This is a genomic window from Streptococcus sp. 1559, from assembly GCF_013276735.1.
GTDB lineage: Bacteria > Bacillota > Bacilli > Lactobacillales > Streptococcaceae > Streptococcus > Streptococcus pseudopneumoniae.
Window position 1 is genome coordinate 25,351 of the sequence record NZ_VMLO01000009.1, and the last position, 23,241, is coordinate 48,591.

General features: G+C 38.6%; 21 protein-coding genes and 1 pseudogene. 8 read left to right on the forward strand and 14 right to left on the reverse strand.

All coding sequences use genetic code 11. From position 1 onward, the window contains the following. The 7 genes from vicK to HT688_RS02340 all read right to left on the reverse strand — a co-directional run bounded on the left by vicK (window position 1) and on the right by HT688_RS02340 (window position 8,237). Entirely contained in the window at window positions 1-1,350 is a 1,350-nt protein-coding gene (gene vicK, locus HT688_RS02315) for a cell wall metabolism sensor histidine kinase VicK (protein ID WP_050090938.1), read from the reverse strand. Next, on the reverse strand, window positions 1,343-2,047 hold the full coding sequence (gene vicR, locus HT688_RS02320) for a cell wall metabolism response regulator VicR (protein ID WP_172923512.1): 705 nt from the start codon (window positions 2,045-2,047) through the stop codon (window positions 1,343-1,345). The genes vicK and vicR overlap by 8 nt, the downstream gene beginning before the upstream one ends. A 55-nt stretch (window positions 2,048-2,102) precedes the next feature. Beyond that, on the reverse strand, window positions 2,103-3,278 hold the full coding sequence (gene mutY / locus HT688_RS02325) for an A/G-specific adenine glycosylase (protein ID WP_172923513.1): 1,176 nt from the start codon (window positions 3,276-3,278) through the stop codon (window positions 2,103-2,105). A 498-nt stretch (window positions 3,279-3,776) separates the two neighbouring features. Continuing rightward, window positions 3,777-5,447, reverse strand: coding sequence for a formate--tetrahydrofolate ligase (locus HT688_RS02330; RefSeq protein ID WP_172923514.1), 1,671 nt, complete (start codon window positions 5,445-5,447; stop codon window positions 3,777-3,779). A gap of 175 nt (window positions 5,448-5,622) precedes the next feature. Further along, complete coding sequence (locus tag HT688_RS11630; RefSeq protein ID WP_240148154.1) at window positions 5,623-6,291, reverse strand: hypothetical protein; 669 nt, start codon at window positions 6,289-6,291, stop codon at window positions 5,623-5,625. After that, entirely contained in the window at window positions 6,266-7,099 is an 834-nt protein-coding gene (locus tag HT688_RS11635) for a hypothetical protein (RefSeq protein ID WP_240148155.1), read from the reverse strand. The genes HT688_RS11630 and HT688_RS11635 overlap by 26 nt, the downstream gene beginning before the upstream one ends. Continuing rightward, the gene (locus HT688_RS02340) at window positions 7,092-8,237 is read right to left on the reverse strand and encodes a kinetochore Spc7 family protein (RefSeq protein WP_172923515.1); all 1,146 of its coding nucleotides are present in this window, start codon (window positions 8,235-8,237) and stop codon (window positions 7,092-7,094) included. The genes HT688_RS11635 and HT688_RS02340 overlap by 8 nt, the downstream gene beginning before the upstream one ends. A 135-nt stretch (window positions 8,238-8,372) precedes the next feature. Between HT688_RS02340 and coaB the strand changes: the two genes are divergently transcribed. The 5 genes from coaB (at window position 8,373) to HT688_RS02365 (ending at window position 11,401) form a co-directional block, all read left to right on the forward strand. Further along, window positions 8,373-9,062 (forward strand): phosphopantothenate--cysteine ligase, encoded by a 690-nt coding sequence (coaB, locus tag HT688_RS02345; protein WP_172923516.1) that lies wholly within the window; start codon window positions 8,373-8,375, stop codon window positions 9,060-9,062. Between the two features lie 11 nt (window positions 9,063-9,073). Beyond that, window positions 9,074-9,625: a phosphopantothenoylcysteine decarboxylase gene (gene coaC, locus HT688_RS02350; protein WP_172923517.1), complete on the forward strand. Its 552-nt coding sequence runs from the start codon at window positions 9,074-9,076 to the stop codon at window positions 9,623-9,625. Continuing rightward, window positions 9,609-10,172 (forward strand): ECF transporter S component, encoded by a 564-nt coding sequence (locus HT688_RS02355; protein WP_000747412.1) that lies wholly within the window; start codon window positions 9,609-9,611, stop codon window positions 10,170-10,172. Before coaC ends, HT688_RS02355 begins: the two co-directional genes overlap by 17 nt. 174 nt (window positions 10,173-10,346) lie before the next feature. After that, entirely contained in the window at window positions 10,347-10,874 is a 528-nt protein-coding gene (locus HT688_RS02360) for an ECF transporter S component (protein ID WP_172923518.1), read from the forward strand. A gap of 11 nt (window positions 10,875-10,885) precedes the next feature. Then, window positions 10,886-11,401, forward strand: a complete 516-nt coding sequence (locus tag HT688_RS02365; RefSeq protein ID WP_172923519.1) for a transcription repressor NadR — start codon at window positions 10,886-10,888, stop codon at window positions 11,399-11,401. On the opposite strand, the pseudogene HT688_RS02370 reads toward HT688_RS02365, so the two are convergent. The 6 genes and pseudogenes from HT688_RS02370 to HT688_RS02395 form a co-directional block, all read right to left on the reverse strand. After that, window positions 11,398-11,565: pseudogene (locus HT688_RS02370) on the reverse strand (8-oxo-dGTP diphosphatase); the annotation flags it as partial. The gene HT688_RS02365 and the pseudogene HT688_RS02370 sit on opposite strands and share 4 nt — an antisense overlap. 103 nt (window positions 11,566-11,668) lie before the next feature. Then, window positions 11,669-12,436 carry a class I SAM-dependent methyltransferase gene (locus HT688_RS02375; protein ID WP_172923520.1) on the reverse strand — a complete coding sequence of 256 codons (768 nt, stop codon included), beginning with the start codon at window positions 12,434-12,436 and terminating at the stop codon, window positions 11,669-11,671. 193 nt (window positions 12,437-12,629) lie between these two features. Then, entirely contained in the window at window positions 12,630-13,097 is a 468-nt protein-coding gene (locus tag HT688_RS02380) for an 8-oxo-dGTP diphosphatase (protein WP_172923521.1), read from the reverse strand. Between the two features lie 391 nt (window positions 13,098-13,488). After that, on the reverse strand, window positions 13,489-14,157 hold the full coding sequence (locus HT688_RS11640; RefSeq protein WP_240148156.1) for an acyltransferase family protein: 669 nt from the start codon (window positions 14,155-14,157) through the stop codon (window positions 13,489-13,491). Between the two features lie 30 nt (window positions 14,158-14,187). After that, window positions 14,188-16,176, reverse strand: coding sequence for an excinuclease ABC subunit UvrB (uvrB, locus tag HT688_RS02390; protein ID WP_172923522.1), 1,989 nt, complete (start codon window positions 16,174-16,176; stop codon window positions 14,188-14,190). Window positions 16,177-16,252: 76 nt separating this feature from the next. Beyond that, window positions 16,253-17,206 (reverse strand): CPBP family intramembrane glutamic endopeptidase, encoded by a 954-nt coding sequence (locus tag HT688_RS02395; RefSeq protein ID WP_172923523.1) that lies wholly within the window; start codon window positions 17,204-17,206, stop codon window positions 16,253-16,255. Between the two features lie 172 nt (window positions 17,207-17,378). On the opposite strand from HT688_RS02395, the gene HT688_RS02400 reads away from it, so the two are divergent. From HT688_RS02400 to zwf, 3 genes are all read left to right on the forward strand, one after another. Further along, complete coding sequence (locus HT688_RS02400) at window positions 17,379-19,544, forward strand: ABC transporter substrate-binding protein/permease (protein WP_172923524.1); 2,166 nt, start codon at window positions 17,379-17,381, stop codon at window positions 19,542-19,544. Continuing rightward, window positions 19,544-20,284: an amino acid ABC transporter ATP-binding protein gene (locus HT688_RS02405; protein WP_172923525.1), complete on the forward strand. Its 741-nt coding sequence runs from the start codon at window positions 19,544-19,546 to the stop codon at window positions 20,282-20,284. Before HT688_RS02400 ends, HT688_RS02405 begins: the two co-directional genes overlap by 1 nt. 150 nt (window positions 20,285-20,434) lie before the next feature. Further along, the gene (gene zwf / locus HT688_RS02410) at window positions 20,435-21,922 is read left to right on the forward strand and encodes a glucose-6-phosphate dehydrogenase (RefSeq protein ID WP_172923526.1); all 1,488 of its coding nucleotides are present in this window, start codon (window positions 20,435-20,437) and stop codon (window positions 21,920-21,922) included. 42 nt (window positions 21,923-21,964) lie between these two features. Here the strand turns inward: zwf and ftsY are convergent, their stop codons facing one another. Further along, window positions 21,965-23,239 (reverse strand): signal recognition particle-docking protein FtsY, encoded by a 1,275-nt coding sequence (gene ftsY, locus HT688_RS02415; protein ID WP_172923527.1) that lies wholly within the window; start codon window positions 23,237-23,239, stop codon window positions 21,965-21,967. Between the last annotated feature and the right edge of the window lie 2 nt (window positions 23,240-23,241).

The window sequence follows — 23,241 nt, forward strand, 5'->3', positions numbered from 1 at the left end:
CTAGTCTTCTACTTCATCCTCCCATACTTCTTCTTTCACTGCATCCTTATCATAAGGGAGCACAATGGTAAAGGTTGATCCCTTACCGTATTCACTCTTGGCCCAAATAAAGCCCTTATGTTGTTTGATAATTTCTTTGGCAATAGACAGTCCTAAACCTGTACCACCTTGTGCACGACTTCTAGCACGATCCACACGATAAAAACGGTCAAAGATACGTGGTAAATCCTGCTTAGGAATCCCCAAACCGTGGTCAGAAATGGATAAAATCATCTGGTCTTCAGTTGTCTTCATTCTGACAGTGATTTTACCCCCATCTGGCGAATACTTAATGGCATTATTTAAAATATTGTCGACAACCTGCGTCATCTTATCTGTATCAATTTCCATCCAGATAGAATTGATAGGATAATCTCTCACCAACTCATATTTTTTCTCCTTTTCCTGTCCTTTCATCTTGTCAAAACGATTGAGGATAAAGGTAATAAAGGCAGTGAAGTTAATCAGTTCCACATCCAAGTGACTGGTGGCGTTATCAATCCGTGAAAGATGAAGGAGGTCCGTCACCATCCGCATCATACGGTTGGTTTCGTCCAAAGACACCTTGATAAAGTCTGGTGCTACAGTTTCACACAAAGCTCCCTCATCCAAGGCTTCAAGATAGGATTTTACGCTAGTCAGAGGAGTCCGTAACTCATGGCTAACGTTGGAAACAAAGAGTCTCCGTTCGCGCTCTTCCTTCTCCTGCTCCGTCGTATCATGCAAAACAGCCACCAAACCTGAAATAAAGCCAGACTCTCGACGAATCAAGGCAAAGCGAACTCGAAGGCTAAGATATTCCCCATTGATGTCTTGGGAATCTAGCAACAATTCTGGACTTTGGGTAATCAAATCACGCAATTCATAGTCTTCTTCTATCTTGAGCAATTCCAAAATGCTTCTATTCAGAACATCTTCTTTAACCAGCCCCAGTTGCTTCTTGGCTGTATCGTTAATCATGATAATCTGCCCCCGACGATTGGTCGCAAGAACCCCATCTGTCATATAAAACAGAATACTATTTAGCCTCTTACTCTCTTGTTCTAGATTTTCCTGAGTGAGACGAATAACCTCCGACAAGTCATTCAAATTATTGGTAATATTGGTGATTTCAGACCCACCTTGCATATCAAGAACCTTGGAATAATCTCCTGCAATCAAGTCTTTAACCTTTTGATTGATTTGCTTCAACCGAATATTATCACGTCTATTCTCTAGTAATAAGAGGGTCACAACAAGGATGAAACCTAACAAAATCAGGATAAAGATAAAATCTCTGGTAAAAATGGTTTGTTTCAGTAAATCAAGCATTATTTCTCATGTAATACCCTACACCACGGCGCGTCAAGATATACTCTGGTCGGCTGGGCGTATCTTCAATCTTCTCACGCAGACGTCGGACAGTCACATCAACTGTACGGACATCACCAAAATAGTCATAACCCCAGACAGTCTCAAGCAAGTGTTCGCGCGTGATGACTTGACCTGTATGCGATGCCAAATGATACAAAAGCTCAAACTCACGGTGGGTTAAGTCTAGTTCTTCGCCATATTTTTTAGCCACGTAGGCGTCTGGAACAATTTCTAAATCCCCAATTTGGATAGGTTGAGGCTTGCTATCTGCTTCCTGCCCATCTACTAGCATAGGTTGAGAACGACGCAGAAGAGCTTTAACACGCGCCTGCAACTCACGATTGGAGAAGGGTTTGGTTACATAGTCATCTGCCCCAAGCTCCAAACCGATAACCTTATCAAATTCACTGTCTTTAGCCGACAGCATGATAATAGGCACACTGCTGGTCTTGCGAATGGTCTTAGCAACTTCTAAACCATCAATTTCTGGAAGCATCAAATCCAGAATAATAATATCTGGCTGCTCTGCTTCAAATTGCTCTAGCGCTTCACGACCATTAAAAGCAGTTACAACCTCGTAACCTTCCTTGGTCATATTAAACTTGATAATATCCGAGATTGGTTTTTCATCATCTACAATTAGTATTTTTTTCATATGTTCACCTTTTTCTCTACTATTATACCAAAAAAATAGCAAGAAGACACAATAGCTAGTCTTTGCTACTGTCTAAGTTGGCTTTTGCATAAGCCTGCCAGATTTTTTGTTGGGGTTTGGCAAGTGGGTAATTCTTGAACTCTTCTGGTGAAAGCCAGCGAACTTCCCTATCTGAAAAATCATGGTAGTCAGTCACCTGACCGGCTACAATTTGAACATGCCACTTGCGATGGCTAAAGACATGCTTGACAGTCTCAAAATAAACATCAAGCCAAGCAACATCTAGGTCATAGTCCTGCTGGAAAATCTCCTCTGGACTGGGACCAAAGTTCACATTGTCTTCTGCAACCTGATGAAAGAGGTCAAACTGCTCCTCTTGCGAAAAGTTATCAACTTCTATCAATGGGAAATGCCAAAAACCTGCCAATAGCTTTTCACTTTCATTTTTTTCAAGCAAAAATTGTCCTTGAGAATTTTTCACAACTAAGGCTTTAAGATAAATAGGAACTGGCTTTTTCTTTGGTGCCTTAATTGGATAACGCTCCATGCTTCCATTCTGATATGCCGCACTAAAGTCCTTCACTGGACTGTCTTCTGGTCTAGGATTAACTGGCGCCTCAATATCAGACCCCAAGTCCATCAAAGCTTGATTAAAATCACCCGGACGATCCGGATCAATCAAGATTTCCATCATTGCCTGAAAAATTTTGCGATTACTTGGAATTCCAATATCGTGATTGACTTCAAACAGACGTGCCAAAACCCGCATGACATTACCATCGACCGCTGGCTCAGGCAAATTAAAAGCGATACTGGAAATGGCTCCTGCAGTATAAGGTCCAATTCCTTTCAAGCTGGAAATTCCTTCATAGGTGTTTGGAAATTGGCCACCAAAGTCAGTCATAATCTGCTGGGCTGCAGCCTGCATATTACGAACTCTAGAATAATAACCCAAACCTTCCCAAGCCTTCAACAAACGCTCTTCAGGCGCATTCGCCAATCTTTCCACTGTTGGAAACCAGTCCAAGAATCGTTCATAGTAAGGGATAACCGTATCCACTCTGGTCTGCTGGAGCATAATTTCAGACACCCAGATATGATAAGGATTCTTACTTCTCCTCCAAGGTAAATCTCTTTTGTTTTCATCATACCAAGTGAGGAGTTTCTGACGAAAAGAAACAATCTTCTCCTCCGGCCACATGACGATACCGTATTCTTTCAAATCTAACATATCTCTAGTATAACACAGAAGACTCTAACTGTCCTTTTCCTAGTATTAAAAAGCCTCTTCCCAAGGGAAAGAGGACTGATACTCAATGAAAATCNNGATAGAACTGACGTAGTCAGTAACATCTATACGGCAAGGTGAATCTGACGTGGTTTGAAGAGATTTTCGAAGAGTATAGTAGATTGAAATAGACTGTGAACAAATTGATAAGGAAATTTTAAAGTAATTCCTAATAATGCTTTAGAAACTATGATGTACTATTCTAAATTCAATACACTATATAAATCTTATTGATGAACTGCTTGCAGTCTGAGAAAAAATGAGTTTGGGACAAAAGTCTAACCTTAAATATAAAAAGCGAACAAAACGAGTTATCTGACATTCAGAATTCTATCTTGTTCGCTTTTTTTCTTAATCTATTGATTTTAAAAATTTATAATAAAGAATTCCTAAAATCAAAATCTTTTTGTCCCAGACTCACTTAAAGTCAATTACAATCCACTAGAACAAGCCTAGTACAGTTCCATCGCTTTCAACATCCATGTTGAGAGCAGCTGGTCGTTTTGGAAGTCCTGGCATGGTCATGACATCACCAGTTAAGGCAACGATAAAGCCTGCACCTAATTTTGGCACCAATTCACGAATGGTAATTTCAAAGTTTTCAGGTGCTCCAAGTGCATTTGGATTATCTGAAAAACTATATTGAGTTTTAGCCATACAGATTGGCAATTTGTCCCAACCATTTTGAACGATTTGAGCAATTTGTGTTTGAGCTTTCTTCTCAAAGTTCACTTTGCTACCACGGTAGATTTCAGTAACAATCTTTTCAATCTTTTCTTGGACAGAAAGGTCATTATCATACAAACGTTTGTAGTTAGCTGGATTTTCAGCGATAGTCTTAACAACTGTTTCGGCAAGTGCTACTCCACCTTCTGCACCATCAGCCCAGACACTAGCCAATTCAACTGGTACATCAATAGATGCACAAAGTTCTTTCAAGGCTGCGATTTCTGCTTCAGTATCAGATACAAATTCGTTAATCGCAACAACTGCTGGAATACCGAACTTACGGATATTTTCAACATGGCGTTTCAAGTTGGCAAAACCGACACGAACAGCTTCTACGTTTTCTTCAGTCAGAGCGTCTTTAGCCACTCCACCATTCATCTTAAGGGCACGAAGGGTTGCGACAATAACTACTGCATCTGGAGATGTTGGTAAGTTTGGTGTCTTAATATCAAGGAATTTCTCGGCACCAAGATCTGCTCCAAAGCCAGCTTCAGTAACTGTGTAATCAGCTAAGTGAAGGGCTGTGCTTGTTGCCAAAACAGAGTTACATCCATGAGCGATATTGGCAAATGGTCCACCATGTACAAAGGCAGGTGTTCCGTAAATTGTCTGAACCAGGTTGGGCTTAATCGCATCCTTCAAAATCAAAGCTAAGGCACCTTCAACCTGCAAATCACCTACAGAAACAGGTGTACGATCATAGCGATAACCGATAACAATATTAGCCAAACGGCGTTTCAAGTCCTCGATGTCTGTTGCCAAGCAAAGAATCGCCATGATTTCGGAAGCGACGGTAATATCAAAGCCATCCTCACGTGGAATACCATTTAGAGGGCCACCAAGTCCAACGGTCACATGGCGAAGAGCACGGTCGTTCAAATCCACAACACGTTTCCAAAGGATACGACGTTGGTCAATTCCCAGCTCATTCCCTTGGTGCAAGTGGTTGTCAATCAAGGCAGAAAGAGCATTGTTAGCAGTTGTAATGGCATGCATGTCTCCAGTGAAGTGGAGATTAATATCTTCCATTGGCAGAACTTGGGCATAACCACCTCCTGCAGCCCCCCCCTTAATCCCCATTACTGGACCAAGAGATGGTTCGCGAATAGCAATCATGGTTTTCTTGCCAATCTTGTTCAAGGCATCCGCAAGACCAATGGTAATCGTTGATTTTCCTTCACCTGCAGGTGTTGGGTTGATAGCAGTAACCAAGATCAATTTCCCAACTGGATTGCTCTCAACTGCACGAATTTTATCAAAGCTGAGCTTAGCCTTGTACTTTCCGTACAACTCCAAATCGTCGTAAGAAATACCAAGTTTCTCTACAACATCAACGATTGGCTTTAACTCAATACTCTGTGCGATTTCAATATCTGTTTTCATTCAAAACTCCTCTAACCTCTTATATGATAATTCATTATAACACAAAACAAGATTTTTAACATCCCAAAACTCTCTAAACGTTCGTAAACATCCCTTATTTTTAAGGTTTTTAGAGCCCTTTCTTAAATTTTATATGGCTTTATAGTTTGAAACTATAGAATAATGAAAAAATAATTTAGTCAAGAAAATAGCTGTCAATTTCAGATAAATTATGTAAAATTATTGTATCTTCAATTTCTAATTTTTCTGCCAACTCAATAGAATATTCAAAACTAAGTTTAGTGTTTAACGATAAATCAAACGAGTAATCTTGTAATTTACCCAGTTTTTTATATTTTTCTATGATTTCATTATAAATAGCAAGATAATGCTTATCTAATATTTTTATGTAATTATTCAGATTTTCCTGGTAGTCTTGAATGATTTTTTGTTCGCTATCATTTAATATTCCCTTCCCTATTTCCCAAATGATTGAGCTGGCTATTGAACCTACTACAGAACCTAGAACTGGTATAGGAATCATTGCTTGACCAATACAAGCACCAATTGTTGCAAAGGAAGCATCCATTACATTTAATGTCAAGAGATTCATAAATTCATCTTGGGTTATTTCTGTAGATCTATACTTTAGAACAATGTCTATCATTCCATAAGTTGCCGTAACTAAAGCACTAGCATTTGGAGCACTAATCCCCAAGACATTTGTTAATCCGTAAATGGAATACCCAGATATTGCACCCTTTACAACTCCTTCAGCTGTATTCAATCCACAATCTAACCAATCTGATTGTTCGAATTCGAAAATACTTTTTCCATCTTTATATTTTCCATACACACTTGACATCAAAGCTAACCCCCCCCTGTAAAAAAGCGGCGTTCCTTGCAATCTTGTTAGCTTCTTTTATTCTTGGTAATGAATTTTTTTGTGCTACTAACCGTTTTCTATTTAACTCTTGTTGTTTTAGTCTGACAGTTTTACAAATATTCCTCTCCTCGGAATCTAAAATGGAATTTATTGAATTTCTTTGAGCATCATCATAATTTAGAACAGATGATTTCATCCAAGATTTATATGAAGTAAGTCCCTTGCTTTCGGTAATATCATTAATCATTTGTCGTATATCCGTAATTTGTTTAATAGATAATCGTTTACCATTAAATTCAACTTCTTTGGCCTCAGCCATTATTTTTTCAAATACTAGAACGTGATCTTTTGGAAACATCATTCTCATTTTTGCACTGTAATTAAATGATTGAGCTAGTTCATCACGTAAATTATTATAAAACTTCATTTGAATGGTATTTCTACCAATTAACAAATCAGCTGGTCCATTATCATTCAATACTTTTACAATAGGATGTAATCCTTCAAAAGCTCTTCTCGCATTCACAATTCCTGCTTCTGCAAATTCAGCAATAAAACCGTGACCGCCGTATTCACCTCCACGATTCTTTAGAATAACGTCTTCAATGTTATCTCTAGCATAGTTTAAGATTTTAGAGGCATTGTCCTTGTTTAAAATGACATTACGAGCTTCATCCTCAATCATTTTCATAGCAATTTGTAAGTCTTGAATTCTTAAGTTATTTAAGCAATTGATATATGCTCCAATACCTTGGTTAAATGCTTGATTAAAAATTTGATTAACCATTTATTTTAATTTCCTTATTTATCATAGCTGTCAGTGATAATGTTGAATTCACTAAATTACCTGCTTTATATTTTTCATCTTCAGTAAATAAGCTATAGTCCATTCCAGTTAAAGATAAATTGGCTAAATAAATTCCTTCTGTTTGTTTTTCAGTTAATTCTATTAATTCCGTAACTTCTATTACTTTTTCTTTAAGTTGTCTAGCCAACAATTCTACCTTTTTCTGTTCCTCTATAGCCTCTTTTGCAACTTCTTCATTTTTCCTATTAGCTACTACACCAGCGCCTACAGAAGCGGTCAACATAACGCCTGCAATTCCCCAACCGACAGGACCAGCCAATGCTAAAAATGCGTTACCAGCTGCTACACTTCCACCACCTAACAAAGCCAGAGCGGCGCTATTTGCTGCAGCACCTGTCAAACTTGAAATTGCAGTACCTGTTGATGCAACACCAAATGTAGTTGCAACACCCATAGCGGCAGTAGGACCTAAAGTTGCAACTGTTACTCCTAATGCGCTAAGAGAAGCCGTAGTCGCTGTGCTACCACTTGCTAATTCAGCTTCCTTAATTGACTGTGAAATAGCAATTTGCTTATCTTCAAAATTCTGAATTTCAACATCAATTTCTTCTAATTTTGTTTCAAACTCTTTTGGCTTATTTGCTAGCTTACTAATTCTTTCTTCAATAATTTTTACAACTTTGACCGCTTTTTCCCTAATCTGATAGAGTTCTGTTGATTTATTAGCTAAATTATCAGCTTCATCGTTATACAATCTTATAGATTCTTTATATTCCTCGACAGCTTCTTGTCTAAGTTTAGAATTAAAAAGGTCAACAGCATCAATTTGTTCTTTCGTATTATTCACTATTTTACCTGCTTCATTAAAAGTTTCCGATGAAGCTTTAGTTACATGTTCTACCACATCACTAGCTACCCCAATAGCTTTTTCAGAAACATCTGTGATAACATCGCCAACCTGACTTGAAACATCTTCAATAACTTTTACAGACTCTGTAATAGCTTCTCCAGTAAATTTACCTGCTTCATTTAATACTTTACTGGTAGCGGATCCAGCATCATTCAATACCTTACTAGCTTCTTTTGTAAAATTGTCAGCAAATTTAAAAAAATTCATTCAGCATTCTCCTTATTGCATATATTTCTATTATCCTATAAACAGGAGAGATTGTCAAAATCGACCATATATTAATTTACTTAATTTTCATCACTTTCATTTTACTTACCGTTTATTTTTGTGTACAATAGTGCTATGAAAATTTTAGTTACATCGGGCGGTACCAGTGAAGCTATCGATAGCGTCCGCTCTATCACTAACCATTCTACAGGTCACTTGGGAAAAATCATCACAGAAACCTTGCTTGCTGCAGGGCATGAAGTTTGTTTAATTACTACAAAACAAGCTGTGAAGCCAGAAGCCCATCCTAACCTAAGTATTCGAGAAATTAACAATACCAAGGACCTTCTACTAGAAATGCAAGAACGTGTTAAGGACTATCAGGTTTTGATTCACTCAATGGCGGTGTCTGACTACACTCCTGTTTATATGACGGGGCTTGAGGAGGTTCAGGCTAGCTCTAATTTGGAAGAATTTTTAAGCAAGCAAAATCATCAAGCTAAGATTTCTTCAACTGATGATGTTCAAGTTTTGTTCCTTAAAAAGACACCCAAAATCATCTCTCTAGTCAAGGAATGGAATCCTGCTATTCATCTGATTGGCTTTAAGCTACTGGTTGATGTTACCGAAGACCATCTGGTTGACATTGCTAGAAAAAGTCTTATCAAGAACCAAGCTGACTTAATCATTGCGAATGACCTGACTCAAATTTCAGCAAATCAACATCGAGCAATCTTTGTTGAGAAAGATCAGCTTCAAACAGTCCAGACCAAAGAAGAAATTGCAAAACTCCTCCTTGAAAAAATTCAAGCCTATCATTCTTAGAAAGGAAAGCTATGGCAAACATTCTCTTGGCTGTAACGGGGTCAATCGCCTCTTACAAGTCGGCAGATTTAGTCAGTTCTCTAAAAAAACAAGGTCATCAAGTCACTGTCTTAATGACTCAGGCTGCTACAGAGTTTATCCAACCTTTGACACTACAGGTACTCTCACAGAATCCTGTCCACCTGGATGTTATGAAAGAACCCTATCCCAATCAAGTCAATCATATCGAACTTGGAAAAAAGGCGGATGTATTCATCGTGGCCCCTGCAACAGCTAACACTATTGCAAAACTAGCCCATGGTTTTGCGGACAACATGGTAACTTGTACAGCTCTAGCCTTGCCCAGTCATATTCCTAAACTAATAGCTCCTGCTATGAATACAAAAATGTATGACCATCCAGCAACTCAGGCTAATCTAAAAACATTAGAAACCTACGGCTATCAGCTGATTGCTCCTAAGGAATCCCTACTAGCTTGTGGAGACCACGGACGAGGAGCTTTAGCCGACCTCACAATTATTTTAGAAAGAATAAAGGAAACTCTCGATGAAAAAACGCTCTAATATTGCACCCATTGCTATCTTTTTTGCAACCATGCTCGTGATACACTTTCTGAGCTCGCTTATCTTTAACCTTTTTCCATTCCCAATCAAACCGACTATCGTTCATATTCCTGTCATTATTGCCAGCATTATTTACGGTCCACGAGTTGGGGTTACACTTGGATTTTTAATGGGACTACTTAGCTTGACAGTTAATACGATTACAATTCTACCAACAAGCTACCTCTTCTCACCTTTTGTACCAAACGGAAACATCTACTCAGCTATCATTGCCATCGTCCCACGTATTTTGATTGGTTTAACTCCGTATCTAGTCTATAAACTGATGAAAAATAAAACTGGTCTTATTTTAGCTGGTGCCCTTGGTTCACTTACCAACACAGTCTTTGTACTTGGTGGAATTTTCTACCTTTTTGGAAATGTTTTTGATGGTAATATCCAAAAACTCCTAGCAACTGTTATCTCAACAAATTCGATTGCCGAATTAGTTATTTCCGCAGTTCTAACCTTAGCCATTGTTCCAAGACTACAGACTTTGAAAAAATAAAAACATCTCCACTTTCAAGCTTGAAGGTGGAGATTTTGCTCTATACAGTTTCTTTTTAGTGAAATCTTTACCAATATTTAATTTAAAATGGCCTATAAACTCAAGTAAATCCTTGCTTTATTGTCTTGTTTGTTGTACTATACTAGTGTATATACAGTTAAAAAGGAGATTCTTATGAACACACGGAAAAAGACACAATTTATGACAATGACTGCCCTCTTAACGGCTATTGCGATTTTGATTCCAATTGTTATGCCTTTTAAAATTGTCATTCCTCCTGCTTCTTACACTTTGGGGAGCCACATCGCTATTTTTATCGCCATGTTCTTGTCGCCCTTGATGGCTGTTTTTGTCATCCTAGCCTCTAGTTTTGGATTTTTGATGGCTGGCTATCCCATGGTTATCGTTTTTCGAGCTTTTTCCCATATCTTTTTTGGGACTTTGGGGGCTCTTTACCTACAAAAATTCCCCGATACCCTAGATAAACCAAAATCTTCTTGGGTTTTTAACTTTGTTTTAGCGCTTATCCATGCCCTTGCTGAAGTATTAGCCTGTGTCCTTTTTTACGCAACTTCTGGTACCAATGTAGAAAATATGTTTTATGTTCTATTTGTGCTAGTTGGATTTGGTACAATTATACATAGTATGGTAGACTATACATTAGCACTAGCTGTCTATAAAGTGCTTCGAAAACGCCGTTAAAAGGAAAAGCTATGACAAAAGATCGCAAACAAGCTCTGCTCCAACTCTTGAAAGAAGCTCCTAAAGCCCTTAATGGCCAAAGTTTGGCGGAACATTTTCATGTCACACGTCAGGTCATTGTGCAGGACATTGCAATTTTGAGAGCCGATGGCGCTCCTATCCTATCCACCAATCGTGGCTACGTCTATAAGCAAGTTGATGTTAATCCATACGTCCACAAACTTTTCAAAGTTAAACATGAAGTTGAAGAGATCGGTCAAGAACTCCTTGCTATCGTTGATAATGGTGGACGTGTTCAAAATACCTTGATTGACCATCCCGTTTATGGAGAAATCGAAACCTTGCTGAAACTGTCTTGTCGCAGAGATGTGCAACATTTTCTAGAACAAGTCGATCATTCTGACTTTAGACCTCTGTCTGAATTGACAGATGGCATCCATTACCACCTAGTCGAAGCTGAAACACAACAAGACCTCCACTATATCGAGGAGGCCTTGGATCAGCTAGGTTATTTAGTAAAGGATTAAAAAATTTCTTTCTCCCAGCCATCTTCTGTACGGTGGCGGTAGAAAAACTCTGACTTGTCAGGAGCTTCCATCATTTCCATCAAAGATAGCATATCATAGGCCAGATCCAAGTTTGGAATCTGGTCTTTTTGCACCCAAGAAACTTCTCCAAATCCAAAAGATTGAGAATTTTATATAGAATCAGCTATAGCAGGCTCTAAAGACTATCCGCTTGATTTTATATTGAAAAGTTTCTCCTTAATTTTTCACAATTTCGTTCCCTTAATTTTACTTTCGAGCAATAAACATACCATATTCTTTAGGAATAATTAACTTCCCCTTATGAAAATGTACTTCCAATCTTTTACGAATGACTTTTTCTTCTAGCGAACCTATTTCTGAAATTCCTTTAAAGGATTGGATGTATTTAACTAGATCATCTATGCTAGTTACCTGTAACTCATCATCATAGAGTAATGTATCGACAGAGTTAAAATACCTACTCAGGTACCTTTTACCATTTTGTAAAGTAAACGTTTTATTTTCTAAATCTTGATTAACCTCATCTTTAAATAAACTTGCCAAATAATCTACAACTCCATTTTCACCAAATGTAGCACAGTAAAAAATTCCGCCTGTTTTTAAGACTCTATTCACCTCAGAGAGCGCTTTAGGAATATCATTTACATGATGTAGAAGCATATTAGCAATAACAATATCAAACGTTTCATCCTCAAAAGAAATCTTTTGAATATCCATTATTTCATAGTTAACATTGTCTCTATTTCCAATCACTGACTTCGTTGATTTTACCATATCTTTAGAAAAATCTGTAACAACCAACTGCTTCATTTTATCTATAGAATCACTATTACTTTTCCACAGTTCTCCTGTACCACATCCCAATTCTAGAACCTTTACTTCATCAGTGATTTGGTAGTTAGAAAATATCCAATTATTAAATCCTAATTTATTTTTTGAATACTTCTTATGCAATTCTACTCGAATATCAAGATTATCATGACTTTTATATTGTTCAATTACTTTATCATCCATTTTCTGGTACTTCCTTTCATATTTTAAGATTATACCATAAAATAAAACAATCTCCGATTTCAAAATTGAAGATGGAGATTGTTCAAGATATAGATAGGAAATTTAGCAATATTCAGTTGACTTACATCGCCATACTTAGCCTATATTTCAGTACCGTACTTTAAAAGATAACACCTATCAACTAATCATAGAACTAAAAAATTTCTTTCTCCCAATCGTCTTCTGTACGGCGAGGGTAGAAAAATTCAGACTTGTCAGGAGCTTCCATCATCTCCATCAAAGGTAACATATCATAGGCCAGATCCAAGTTTGGAATCTGGTCTTTTTGCACCCAAGAAACTTCTCCCTCTTCTGAAGAGCGAAGGGTACCAGAGAACTCAGTCGCCTTATAACAAACGACAATATAGCGCCCACCTGTATCCAGAGGCCAGTTCTTGATACCTACCAGTTGAGGATTTTGGATAGTCAATCCTGTTTCTTCATAGATTTCACGAATGACAGACTCTGCAAAAGCCTCACCATTTTCAACATGACCTCCAGGAAAGGCATAACCTGACCAGCGATTGGTTTCAGGAGAGCGATACTGCATCACCACGCGCTGGTTTTCGAGGTCTTCAATCAGACAAATGTTTGTTAAAATCGTTAATTGGGAACGGGACATATTTTCTCCTTCTATTGTTTCATTAACACGTTTGTTATTTTTAAAATTTTATCTATTAGTATTCTCCTAATAAATTCAAAAATAGCTCCTGCAAAAAATAATAAAAATGTTACTATAAAAATAATAATAGCAAACATAGATAATTCTTACCCATCAATTAAGAAATTTATGCTAGGTAGAATTCTCCTGAAAATAAGAGGATGAACATGAAATAGATAAACGCCCAATGTAAGCGGAGATAAAAATAGAACTATTTTTTCAAGTGAAAGTGGAATGTTTTTTATATTTAAGCATAATAAAAATATCAATATTCCTTGAAGAGTCACTGTCGGTGAACTATAACTCCTCCACTGTTCATAATTAAAGAAATACAATACAAAAGTTAGACTTGTTAATAATAATATCCCAAAAATAACTTTCCATGATTGAAAATAACTTTCCATGATTGAAAATAGCTTTCATACTTAAATTTTCTGATTATAGCACCCACTATATAGAGTAATATCATCCATAGAACACTATAACCTCTCCATATTCCTAATGAATCTTGTTTGAAAATTGTAGGAATAATAGAGAAATATATAAATCCTCCTGTTATTATTGGAATCAATAATTCTTTCTTCATTGTTAAAATTGCCTGATTTAATAATGGTGCTATTAACATCAAGCCAAAATAACAACTCATATACCAATACTGACCATTACTGATTGGGGTTAAGGCATAAAACCATTCAGTTGGAGTTACAGATGATTTTGAAAAAACTGCAAAAGCCAATGTAATTGATATAGTATAAAAAATAATTTGTAACCAAAACTTAGACATTTTTTTATAACTAAACTGTGAATATAGACCCACGTAACCACTAATTAAAATAAAAATATTAACAGCTGGATAAGAAAAACCTTCTAAGATATTAGCAAGAAAATAATATATATCTTTTTGATACTCGACTTTATCTAATATTCCTCCCACACCTAAAACATGTAAATTACAAATCATCAACATAGCTATAATTCTACAGCATTCAATCCCTATATATCTTGTTTTATTTGTTACCATATCTTCCTATCTATTATATTATAACGTTCGTTAATCTAACGCCTTGACTTCCAGCATCATATCACGTATCTGAGCTGCTAGTTCAAAGTCAAGCACTTCGACGGCTTCTTGCATTTGTTTTTCTAGTTTCTTGACAAGTTCTTTGCGTTCTTGTTTGTTGAGGCTGTTGATATCGACTTCCTTGTCCTCTTCCTTAGAAACTGCCTTGGTCACAGCAATCAGGTCACGGATTTCTTTCTTAATGGTTTGTGGTACGATACCATGCTCTTCATTATAAGCCATCTGGATTTTCCGACGGCGAGCGGTTTCATCGATGGCACGTTGCATAGACTGAGTCACAGTATCCGCATACATGATGACATGACCTTCACTGTTACGGGCGGCACGTCCAATGGTCTGGATAAGTCCGCGTTCGTTACGAAGGAAGCCTTCCTTGTCAGCATCAAGAATGGCTACGAGACTCACTTCAGGTACGTCAATTCCTTCACGAAGGAGGTTGATTCCGACCAAGACATCAAAGACACCCAAGCGCAGGTCACGGATAATCTCCGTCCGTTCTAAAGTCTTGATATCCGAGTGCATGTACTTGACCTTGATGCCCATTTCCTTAAAGTAGTCGGTCAAGTCCTCTGCCATTTTCTTGGTCAAAGTGGTGATAAAGGTTCGTTCATTCTTTTCAACACGAGCATTGATTTCACCCAAAAGGTCATCAATCTGTCCCATAGTCGGACGGACTTCCACCTCAGGATCCAAGAGTCCTGTCGGACGAATGATTTGCTCAATCACTGTCTCAGTCTGCTCGTTTTCATAGTCACCTGGTGTCGCTGAAACGTAAACAATCTGATGCACATGGCTTTCAAATTCTTCACGGCGTAAAGGTCGATTGTCCAAGGCTGACGGCAAACGGAAACCATAATTAACCAGCATTTCTTTACGCGAACGGTCTCCATTGTACATGCCTTTGATTTGCCCCATGGTCATGTGGCTCTCATCAATCATAATTAAGAAATCATCTGGGAAGAAGTCGAGAAGGGTATAAGGAGGCTCGCCCTCACTCCGTCCATCCATGTGACGTGAATAGTTCTCAACCCCGTTGGTATAGCCCATCTCACGCAACATTTCGATATCATACTCTGTCCGCTGTTTCAAACGTTGGGCTTCAAGCAATTTACCTTCCTTCTCAAAGATAGCTAACTGCTCTCCCAACTCTGCCTGAATTTTAGCAATGGCAACTTCCATGTGGTCATCATTGGTCACAAAGTGAGTCGCAGGGAAAATCGCTAAATGATCCACTTCTCCCAATACCTGACCCGTCAGGGCCTCAACCTCACGAATACGGTCAATCTCATCCCCGAAAAACTCTACCCGAAAAGCGTGTTCATCTCTGGAAGCTGGGAAAATTTCCACTACATCCCCACGTACACGAAATCTCCCCCGTTGGAAATCAATATCATTACGTTCAAACTGGATGTCAACCAAATCATTCAAGAGTTTATCACGAGAAATCTCTAGACCAGGACGGAGACTCACGACACTATCAGCGTATTCCTTGGGCGAACCCAAACCATAGATACAAGAGACTGAGGCCACGACAATAACATCATTACGCTCCAAAAGGGCTGAAGTCGCTGAGTGGCGGAGTTTGTCAATCTCGTCATTGACAGAGCTATCCTTTTCAATATAGGTATCACTGGAAGGGACATAGGCCTCAGGTTGGTAATAGTCATAGTAAGATACGAAATACTCAACAGCATTTTCAGGGAAAAATTCTTTGAACTCTCCATAGAGCTGGCCTGCCAGAGTCTTATTGTGGGCGATGACCAGAGTGGGTTTATTGACTTTGGAAATGACCTGACTCATGGTATAGGTCTTCCCTGTTCCAGTCGCCCCCATCAGAATCTGAGCTTTTTCTCCACCCTCGATATTATCAACCAACTGCTCAATAGCTTGAGGTTGGTCTCCTGAAGGTTGATATTTTGATACTAGTTTAAATTGATTATCTGTAATGCGGTTAATCATAAGAATCCTCTCTCGATATGCTATTCCTATTTTAGCATACTTGTAGCATTTTCACGAAGAAAAGGACGGACCGAAGTCACATCCTTTCATTTTCTTTCTTCAATTGATAAGCGAGATAAAGAATCAGCAGAAACAAAATAATACTGGACACGATGGAACCCTCAATACCAAAAGACCCACCAGATAGCCAGTCTTGATTGCCTTGTGGAGTAAATTTCATGATTGATGTTCCTGAAGACTGACCACTAACTAATACTCCAAAGAGATTTCCCTGTGCGAAATTCCAAGCTCCATGAATACCACCTATACCCCATATAGTATCTGTTTTAAGAAGATATAGGGACATGGCAACCCCAAATAAAAAGAGATCAATTGCAGATAAGAAAGTTATGCATGGATTTCCTAAATGAAGTAAGGTAAAGAGACTACTAGATATGATAATAGCGACTTTAAGATTGGTTCTCTTAGCCAATTGTGGAATCAGCCAAGCACGAGTAACCAATTCTTCTGCTGTCCCCTGTAAAATCCAAAATGGGATAGTAAAGACGACAAAGGCAAGAGAATAAGGATTCAAGTGAATGGATTCCAAACGATATTGACCTAAGACCACCAAACCTAACAAGGTCAGAAGAAAAAGTGCCAAACCTAGACCAAATCCTTTAAGAAAATCACTGAGGCAATTCTCTCTATAAAATCCCAAGGTTCGAATCGGTCTTTTCTCAACTTTTCTTGTCCATCTGAACACAGTATTGAGAATGAAACCAAAGGCCAGCAATTCTAAAATTAAACGAAAGTCACCTGTTTTATCCGTCAAGCTCTGCTGCAAGGTCTGCAAGTAGGTTGCAAGATTTTGACCAGCCTCTCCAAAATTTCTAGCAAGTCCGATGAGAGCTAAGAAACTAATACCATACAGAGTATAAGCCACAAACTCTCCGATGAAGACAAAAGCAAAGGCCAGCAAGGGGCTTGTGTAAATGTTTAAACTCATTTTAGAAGTTTCAAAGTCTTTTAAGATTCTTTTGTCTTTCATAACTTTATCCTCTTTTACTATATGATATACCTTTATTATAGCACTTCTGTTGTGTGATTCAAGTCAAAACAAGAATTATGGATGTTACATTTTCTGACACAGAAATATAAAGATTTGCCTTTTTTTACTTTTTCTGATATAATGGGAAAATATTCGGAAAAGGAGACTAAAAATGAAGAAAAAATTTCTAGCATTTTTGCTAATTTTATTCCCAATTTTCTCATTAGGTATTGCGAAAGCAGAGACGATTAAGATTGTGTCTGATACCGCCTATGCACCTTTTGAGTTTAAAGATTCAGATCAAACTTATAAAGGAATTGATGTTGACATTATTAACAAAGTCGCTGAGATTAAAGGATGGAATATTCAGATGTCCTATCCTGGATTTGATGCAGCGGTAAATGCGGTTCAAGCTGGGCAAGCTGATGCCATCATGGCAGGGATGACAAAGACTAAAGAACGTGAAAAAGTCTTCACCATGTCTGATACTTACTATGATACAAAAGTTGTCATTGCTACTACAAAATCACACAAGATTAGTAAATATGACCAATTAACTGGCAAAACCGTTGGTGTTAAAAACGGAACTGCTGCTCAACGTTTTCTTGAAACAATCAAAGATAAATACGGCTTTACTATTAAAACATTTGACACTAGTGATTTGATGAACAACAGCTTGAGTGCTGGTGCCATCGATGCCATGATGGATGACAAACCTGTTATCGAGTATGCTATTAACCAAGGTCAAGACCTTCATATTGAAATGGATGGGGAAGCTGTAGGAAGTTTTGCTTTCGGTGTGAAAAAAGGAAGCAAATACGAGCACCTGGTTACTGAATTTAACCAAGCCTTGGCTGAAATGAAAAAAGATGGTAGCCTTGATAAAATCATCAAAAAATGGACTGCTTCATCGTCTTCAGCAGTGCCAACTACAACTACTCTTGCAGGCTTAAAAGCTATTCCCGTTAAGGCTAAATATATCATTGCCAGCGATTCTTCTTTTGCACCTTTTGTTTTCCAAAACTCAAGTAACCAATACACTGGTATTGATATGGAATTGATTAAGGCAATCGCTAAAGACCAAGGTTTTGAAATTGAAATCACCAACCCTGGTTTCGATGCCGCTATCAGTGCTGTTCAAGCTGGACAAGCTGATGGTATCATTGCTGGTATGTCTGTCACAGATGCTCGTAAGGCAACTTTTGACTTCTCAGAATCATACTACACTGCTAATACTATCCTTGGTGTCAAAGAATCAAGCACCATTGCTTCTTATGAAGATTTGAAAGGGAAAACAGTCGGTGTTAAAAACGGAACTGCTTCTCAAACCTTCCTAACTGAAAACCAAAGCAAATACGGTTACAAAATCAAAACCTTCGCTGATGGTTCATCAATGTATGACAGTTTAAATACTGGTGCCATTGATGCCGTTATGGATGATGAACCTGTTCTCAAATATTCTATCAGCCAAGGACAAAAATTGAAAACCCCAATCGCTGGAACTCCAATCGGTGAAACAGCCTTTGCCGTTAAAAAAGGAGCAAATCCAGAATTGATTGAAATGTTCAATAACGGACTTGCTAACCTTAAAGCAAACGGTGAATTCCAAAAGATTCTTGATAAATACCTAGCTAGTGAGTCTTCAACCGCTTCAACAAGCACTGTTGATGAGACAACTATCTGGGGTCTGCTTCAAAACAACTACAAACAACTCCTTAGCGGGCTTGGTATCACTCTTGCTCTAGCTCTTATCTCATTTGCTATTGCTATTGTTATCGGAATTATCTTCGGTATGTTTAGTGTCAGCCCGTATAAATCTCTTCGTGTGATTTCTGAGATTTTCGTTGACGTTATTCGAGGTATTCCATTGATGATTCTTGCAGCCTTCATCTTCTGGGGAATTCCAAACTTCATCGAGTCTATTACAGGCCAACAAAGTCCAATTAACGACTTTGTAGCTGGTACTATTGCCCTTTCTCTCAATGCAGCCGCTTATATCGCTGAAATCGTTCGTGGTGGTATTCAGGCCGTTCCAGTTGGCCAAATGGAAGCCAGTCGAAGCTTGGGTATCTCTTATGGAAAAACTATGCGTAAGATTATCTTGCCACAAGCAACTAAATTGATGTTGCCAAACTTTGTTAACCAATTCGTTATCGCACTTAAAGATACAACCATCGTATCTGCTATCGGTTTGGTTGAACTCTTCCAAACTGGTAAGATTATCATTGCCCGTAACTACCAAAGTTTCAAGATGTATGCAATCCTTGCTATCTTCTATCTTGTAATTATCACACTTTTGACTAAACTAGCGAAACGCTTAGAAAAGAGGATTCGTTAATGGCAAAATTAAAAATTGATGTAAATGATTTACACAAAAGCTACGGAAAAAATGAAGTTTTAAAAGGAATTACGACCAAGTTCTATGAAGGAGATGTTGTTTGTATCATTGGTCCTTCAGGTTCTGGTAAGTCAACTTTCCTTCGTAGCCTAAATCTTTTGGAAGAAGTTACTAGCGGTCACATCACTGTGAACGGTTATGACTTAACTGAAAAAACAACCAACGTTGACCACGTCCGTGAAAATATCGGAATGGTGTTCCAACACTTCAATCTCTTCCCACACATGTCTGTATTGGACAACATCACCTTTGCTCCTATTGAGCACAAGTTGATGACTAAGGAAGAAGCTGAAAAATTGGGAATGGAGTTGCTTGAAAAGGTTGGACTAGCAGATAAGGCTAAGGCATGTCCAGATAGCCTGTCAGGTGGTCAAAAACAACGTGTAGCCATCGCTCGTGGACTTGCAATGAATCCAGACATCATGCTCTTTGATGAACCAACTTCTGCCCTTGACCCTGAGATGGTCGGAGACGTACTAAACGTTATGAAGGAATTGGCTAAGCAAGGTATGACCATGATTATCGTAACCCATGAGATGGGATTTGCTCGTCAGGTTGCTAACCGCGTTATCTTTACTGCAGATGGTGAATTCCTTGAAGACGGAACACCTGATCAAATCTTTGATAACCCACAACACCCACGTCTGAAAGATTTCTTGGACAAGGTCTTAAACGTTTAAACGCAAACTGTAAGGATTTCCTTGCAGTTTTTTTCTACCTCGTATTGGAATTTTTGATTTTTCGGAAAATTATGTTAGAATTAAGTTTATGAAATGAGGTTTCCTCATACCTAGCAAGACTAGGAATAAAAATAGAAATTAGGTAGCTAGATGTCATCTAAGGTTATTGTTACAATTTTCGGTGCGAGTGGAGACCTGGCTAAACGCAAGCTCTACCCTTCCCTATTTAGACTATATAAATCCGGCAATCTTTCCAAACATTTTGCCGTTATTGGAACTGCCCGTCGTCCTTGGAGCAAGGAATATTTTGAATCTGTTGTAGTCGAATCGATCCTTGATTTGGCAGATAGTACCGAACAGGCTCAAGAGTTCGCTAGCCACTTCTACTATCAAAGTCATGATGTCAATGATACAGAGCACTACATTGCTTTGCGTCAATTGCAGGCTGAACTAAATGACAAGTACCAAGCTGAACACAACAAGCTATTCTTCTTGTCTATGGCGCCTCAGTTCTTTGGAACTATAGCAAAACACCTCAAGTCTGAAAACATTGTTGACGGTAAAGGTTTTGAACGCTTAATCGTTGAAAAACCATTTGGTACAGATTACGCAACTGCAAGCAAGTTGAATGACGAGCTCCTAGCAACATTTGACGAAGAACAAATTTTCCGTATTGACCATTATCTTGGTAAGGAAATGATCCAAAGTATCTTTGCAGTCCGCTTTGCAAACTTGATTTTTGAAAACGTTTGGAACAAAGACTTTATCGACAATGTTCAAATTACCTTTGCGGAGCGCTTAGGCGTAGAAGAACGTGGTGGCTATTATGATGAATCTGGTGCCCTCCGTGACATGGTACAAAACCACACTCTACAACTCCTTTCCCTCCTTGCTATGGACAAACCAGCCAGCTTCACAAAAGATGAGATCCGTGCCGAAAAGATTAAGGTCTTTAAAAACCTCTATCATCCAACGGATGAAGAGCTTAAAGAACACTTTATCCGCGGTCAATACCGTTCAGGTAAGATTGATGGCATGAAATATATCTCTTACCGTAGCGAGCCAAATGTAAATCCAGAATCAACAACTGAAACCTTTGCATCTGGTGCTTTCTTTGTAGACAGCGATCGATTCCGTGGTATTCCTTTCTTCTTCCGTACTGGTAAACGTCTGACTGAAAAAGGAACTCATGTCAACATCGTCTTTAAACAAATGGACTCTATCTTTGGAGAACCACTTGCTCCAAACATTTTGACCATCTATATCCAACCAACAGAAGGCTTCTCTCTTAGCCTAAATGGTAAGCAGGTAGGAGAAAAATTTAACTTGGCTCCTAACTCACTGGATTACCGTACAGATGCGACCGCAACTGGTGCCTCTCCAGAACCATACGAGAAATTGATTTATGATGTCCTAAATAACAACTCAACTAACTTTAGCCACTGGGATGAAGTAGGTGCGTCATGGAAATTGATTGACCGTATCGAAGAGCTCTGGGCTGAAAATGGTGCCCCACTTCATGACTATAAAGCTGGAAGCATGGGACCTCAAGCTAGTTTTGACTTACTTGAAAAATTCGGTGCCAAATGGACTTGGCAACCAGATATCGCCTATCGTCAAGATGGTAGACTAGAATAAAAAATTTCCTGCAAGATAACCTTGCAGGATTTTTACTTCTGATTAGATTAAGCCTTCCAAGAGACCCTTCATAAAGTTTTCTGAGTTAAATTCTCCAATATCATCGATTTTTTCACCAAAACCAATCAATTTTACAGGAATATTAAGTTCCTCTCGAATAGCTAAAACAACACCACCTCGAGCAGTTCCATCAATCTTAGTCAAGACAATTCCTGTTAAAGGAGTGATTTTCGAAAATTCTTTGGCCTGCACCAGGGCATTTTGACCAGTTGAAGCATCCAGAGCCAAGAAGGTTTCATGCGGTGCTTCTGGCACAACACGTTTGATGATACGACCAATCTTTTCTAGCTCGGCCATAAGGTTATCCTTATTTTGCAGACGACCAGCAGTATCAATCATGAGAATATCAATTCCTTCTGCTACAGCTCGTTCCATACCATCAAAGACCACGCTGGCTGGGTCAGCTTTTTCAGGTCCAGTTACAACTGGAACGTCAACACGACGGCCCCATTCAGCTAGCTGTGCAACTGCACCTGCACGGAAAGTATCTGCCGCAACTAGCATAACCTTCTTGCCAGCTTGTTTGTAGCGGTGGGCTAGTTTCCCGATAGAAGTTGTTTTCCCAACACCATTAACACCAACAAAGAGCATGACTGTCAAGCCATCTTGGAAGTGGATACTTTCATCATAGTTTCCATCCTTTTCATAAAGCTCAACCAATTTCTCAATAATGACACGGCGTAGTGCGTCAGGTTTCTTGGCGTTTTCAAGCTTGGCTTCGTAACGTAGCTCCTCTGTTAAGTTAGAAGCGACTTGGACACCAACGTCACTCATAATCAGCAGTTCTTCCAGTTCCTCGAAAAATTCTTCGTCAACAGAGCGGAAATTAGCAAAGAAGGCATTCAAACGAGCACCAAATCCTGTACGAGTTTTCTTAAGACTGCGGTCATATTTTTCCTGAACAGTTTCTTCTACTTGAGGCGTTTCTGCTTCAAGAACTTCAGAACTATTTTCTTCTACAGTCTCTACGAACTCATTATTCTCTTCATCTGCGACTTCTTCTGAGTTTGGCAATTCTTCGACTTCTTCTTGAGAAACTACTACAGTTGGCTCTGAATCCTGACTCTCTTCAACTGTCTCTTGATTTTCCTCTTCTTGGAGCAGAGTTTCTTCAGAACTTTCAACCTCTGCATCTTCTTGAGAAACTTCCTCAGCTTCTGTATCTTCAGACAAATCAAGATTTTCCAGAGCTTCTTTTACAACTTCTTCGATTTTAGGTTCTTCTTTTTTTCCGAATAGACGGTCAAATAATCCCATAT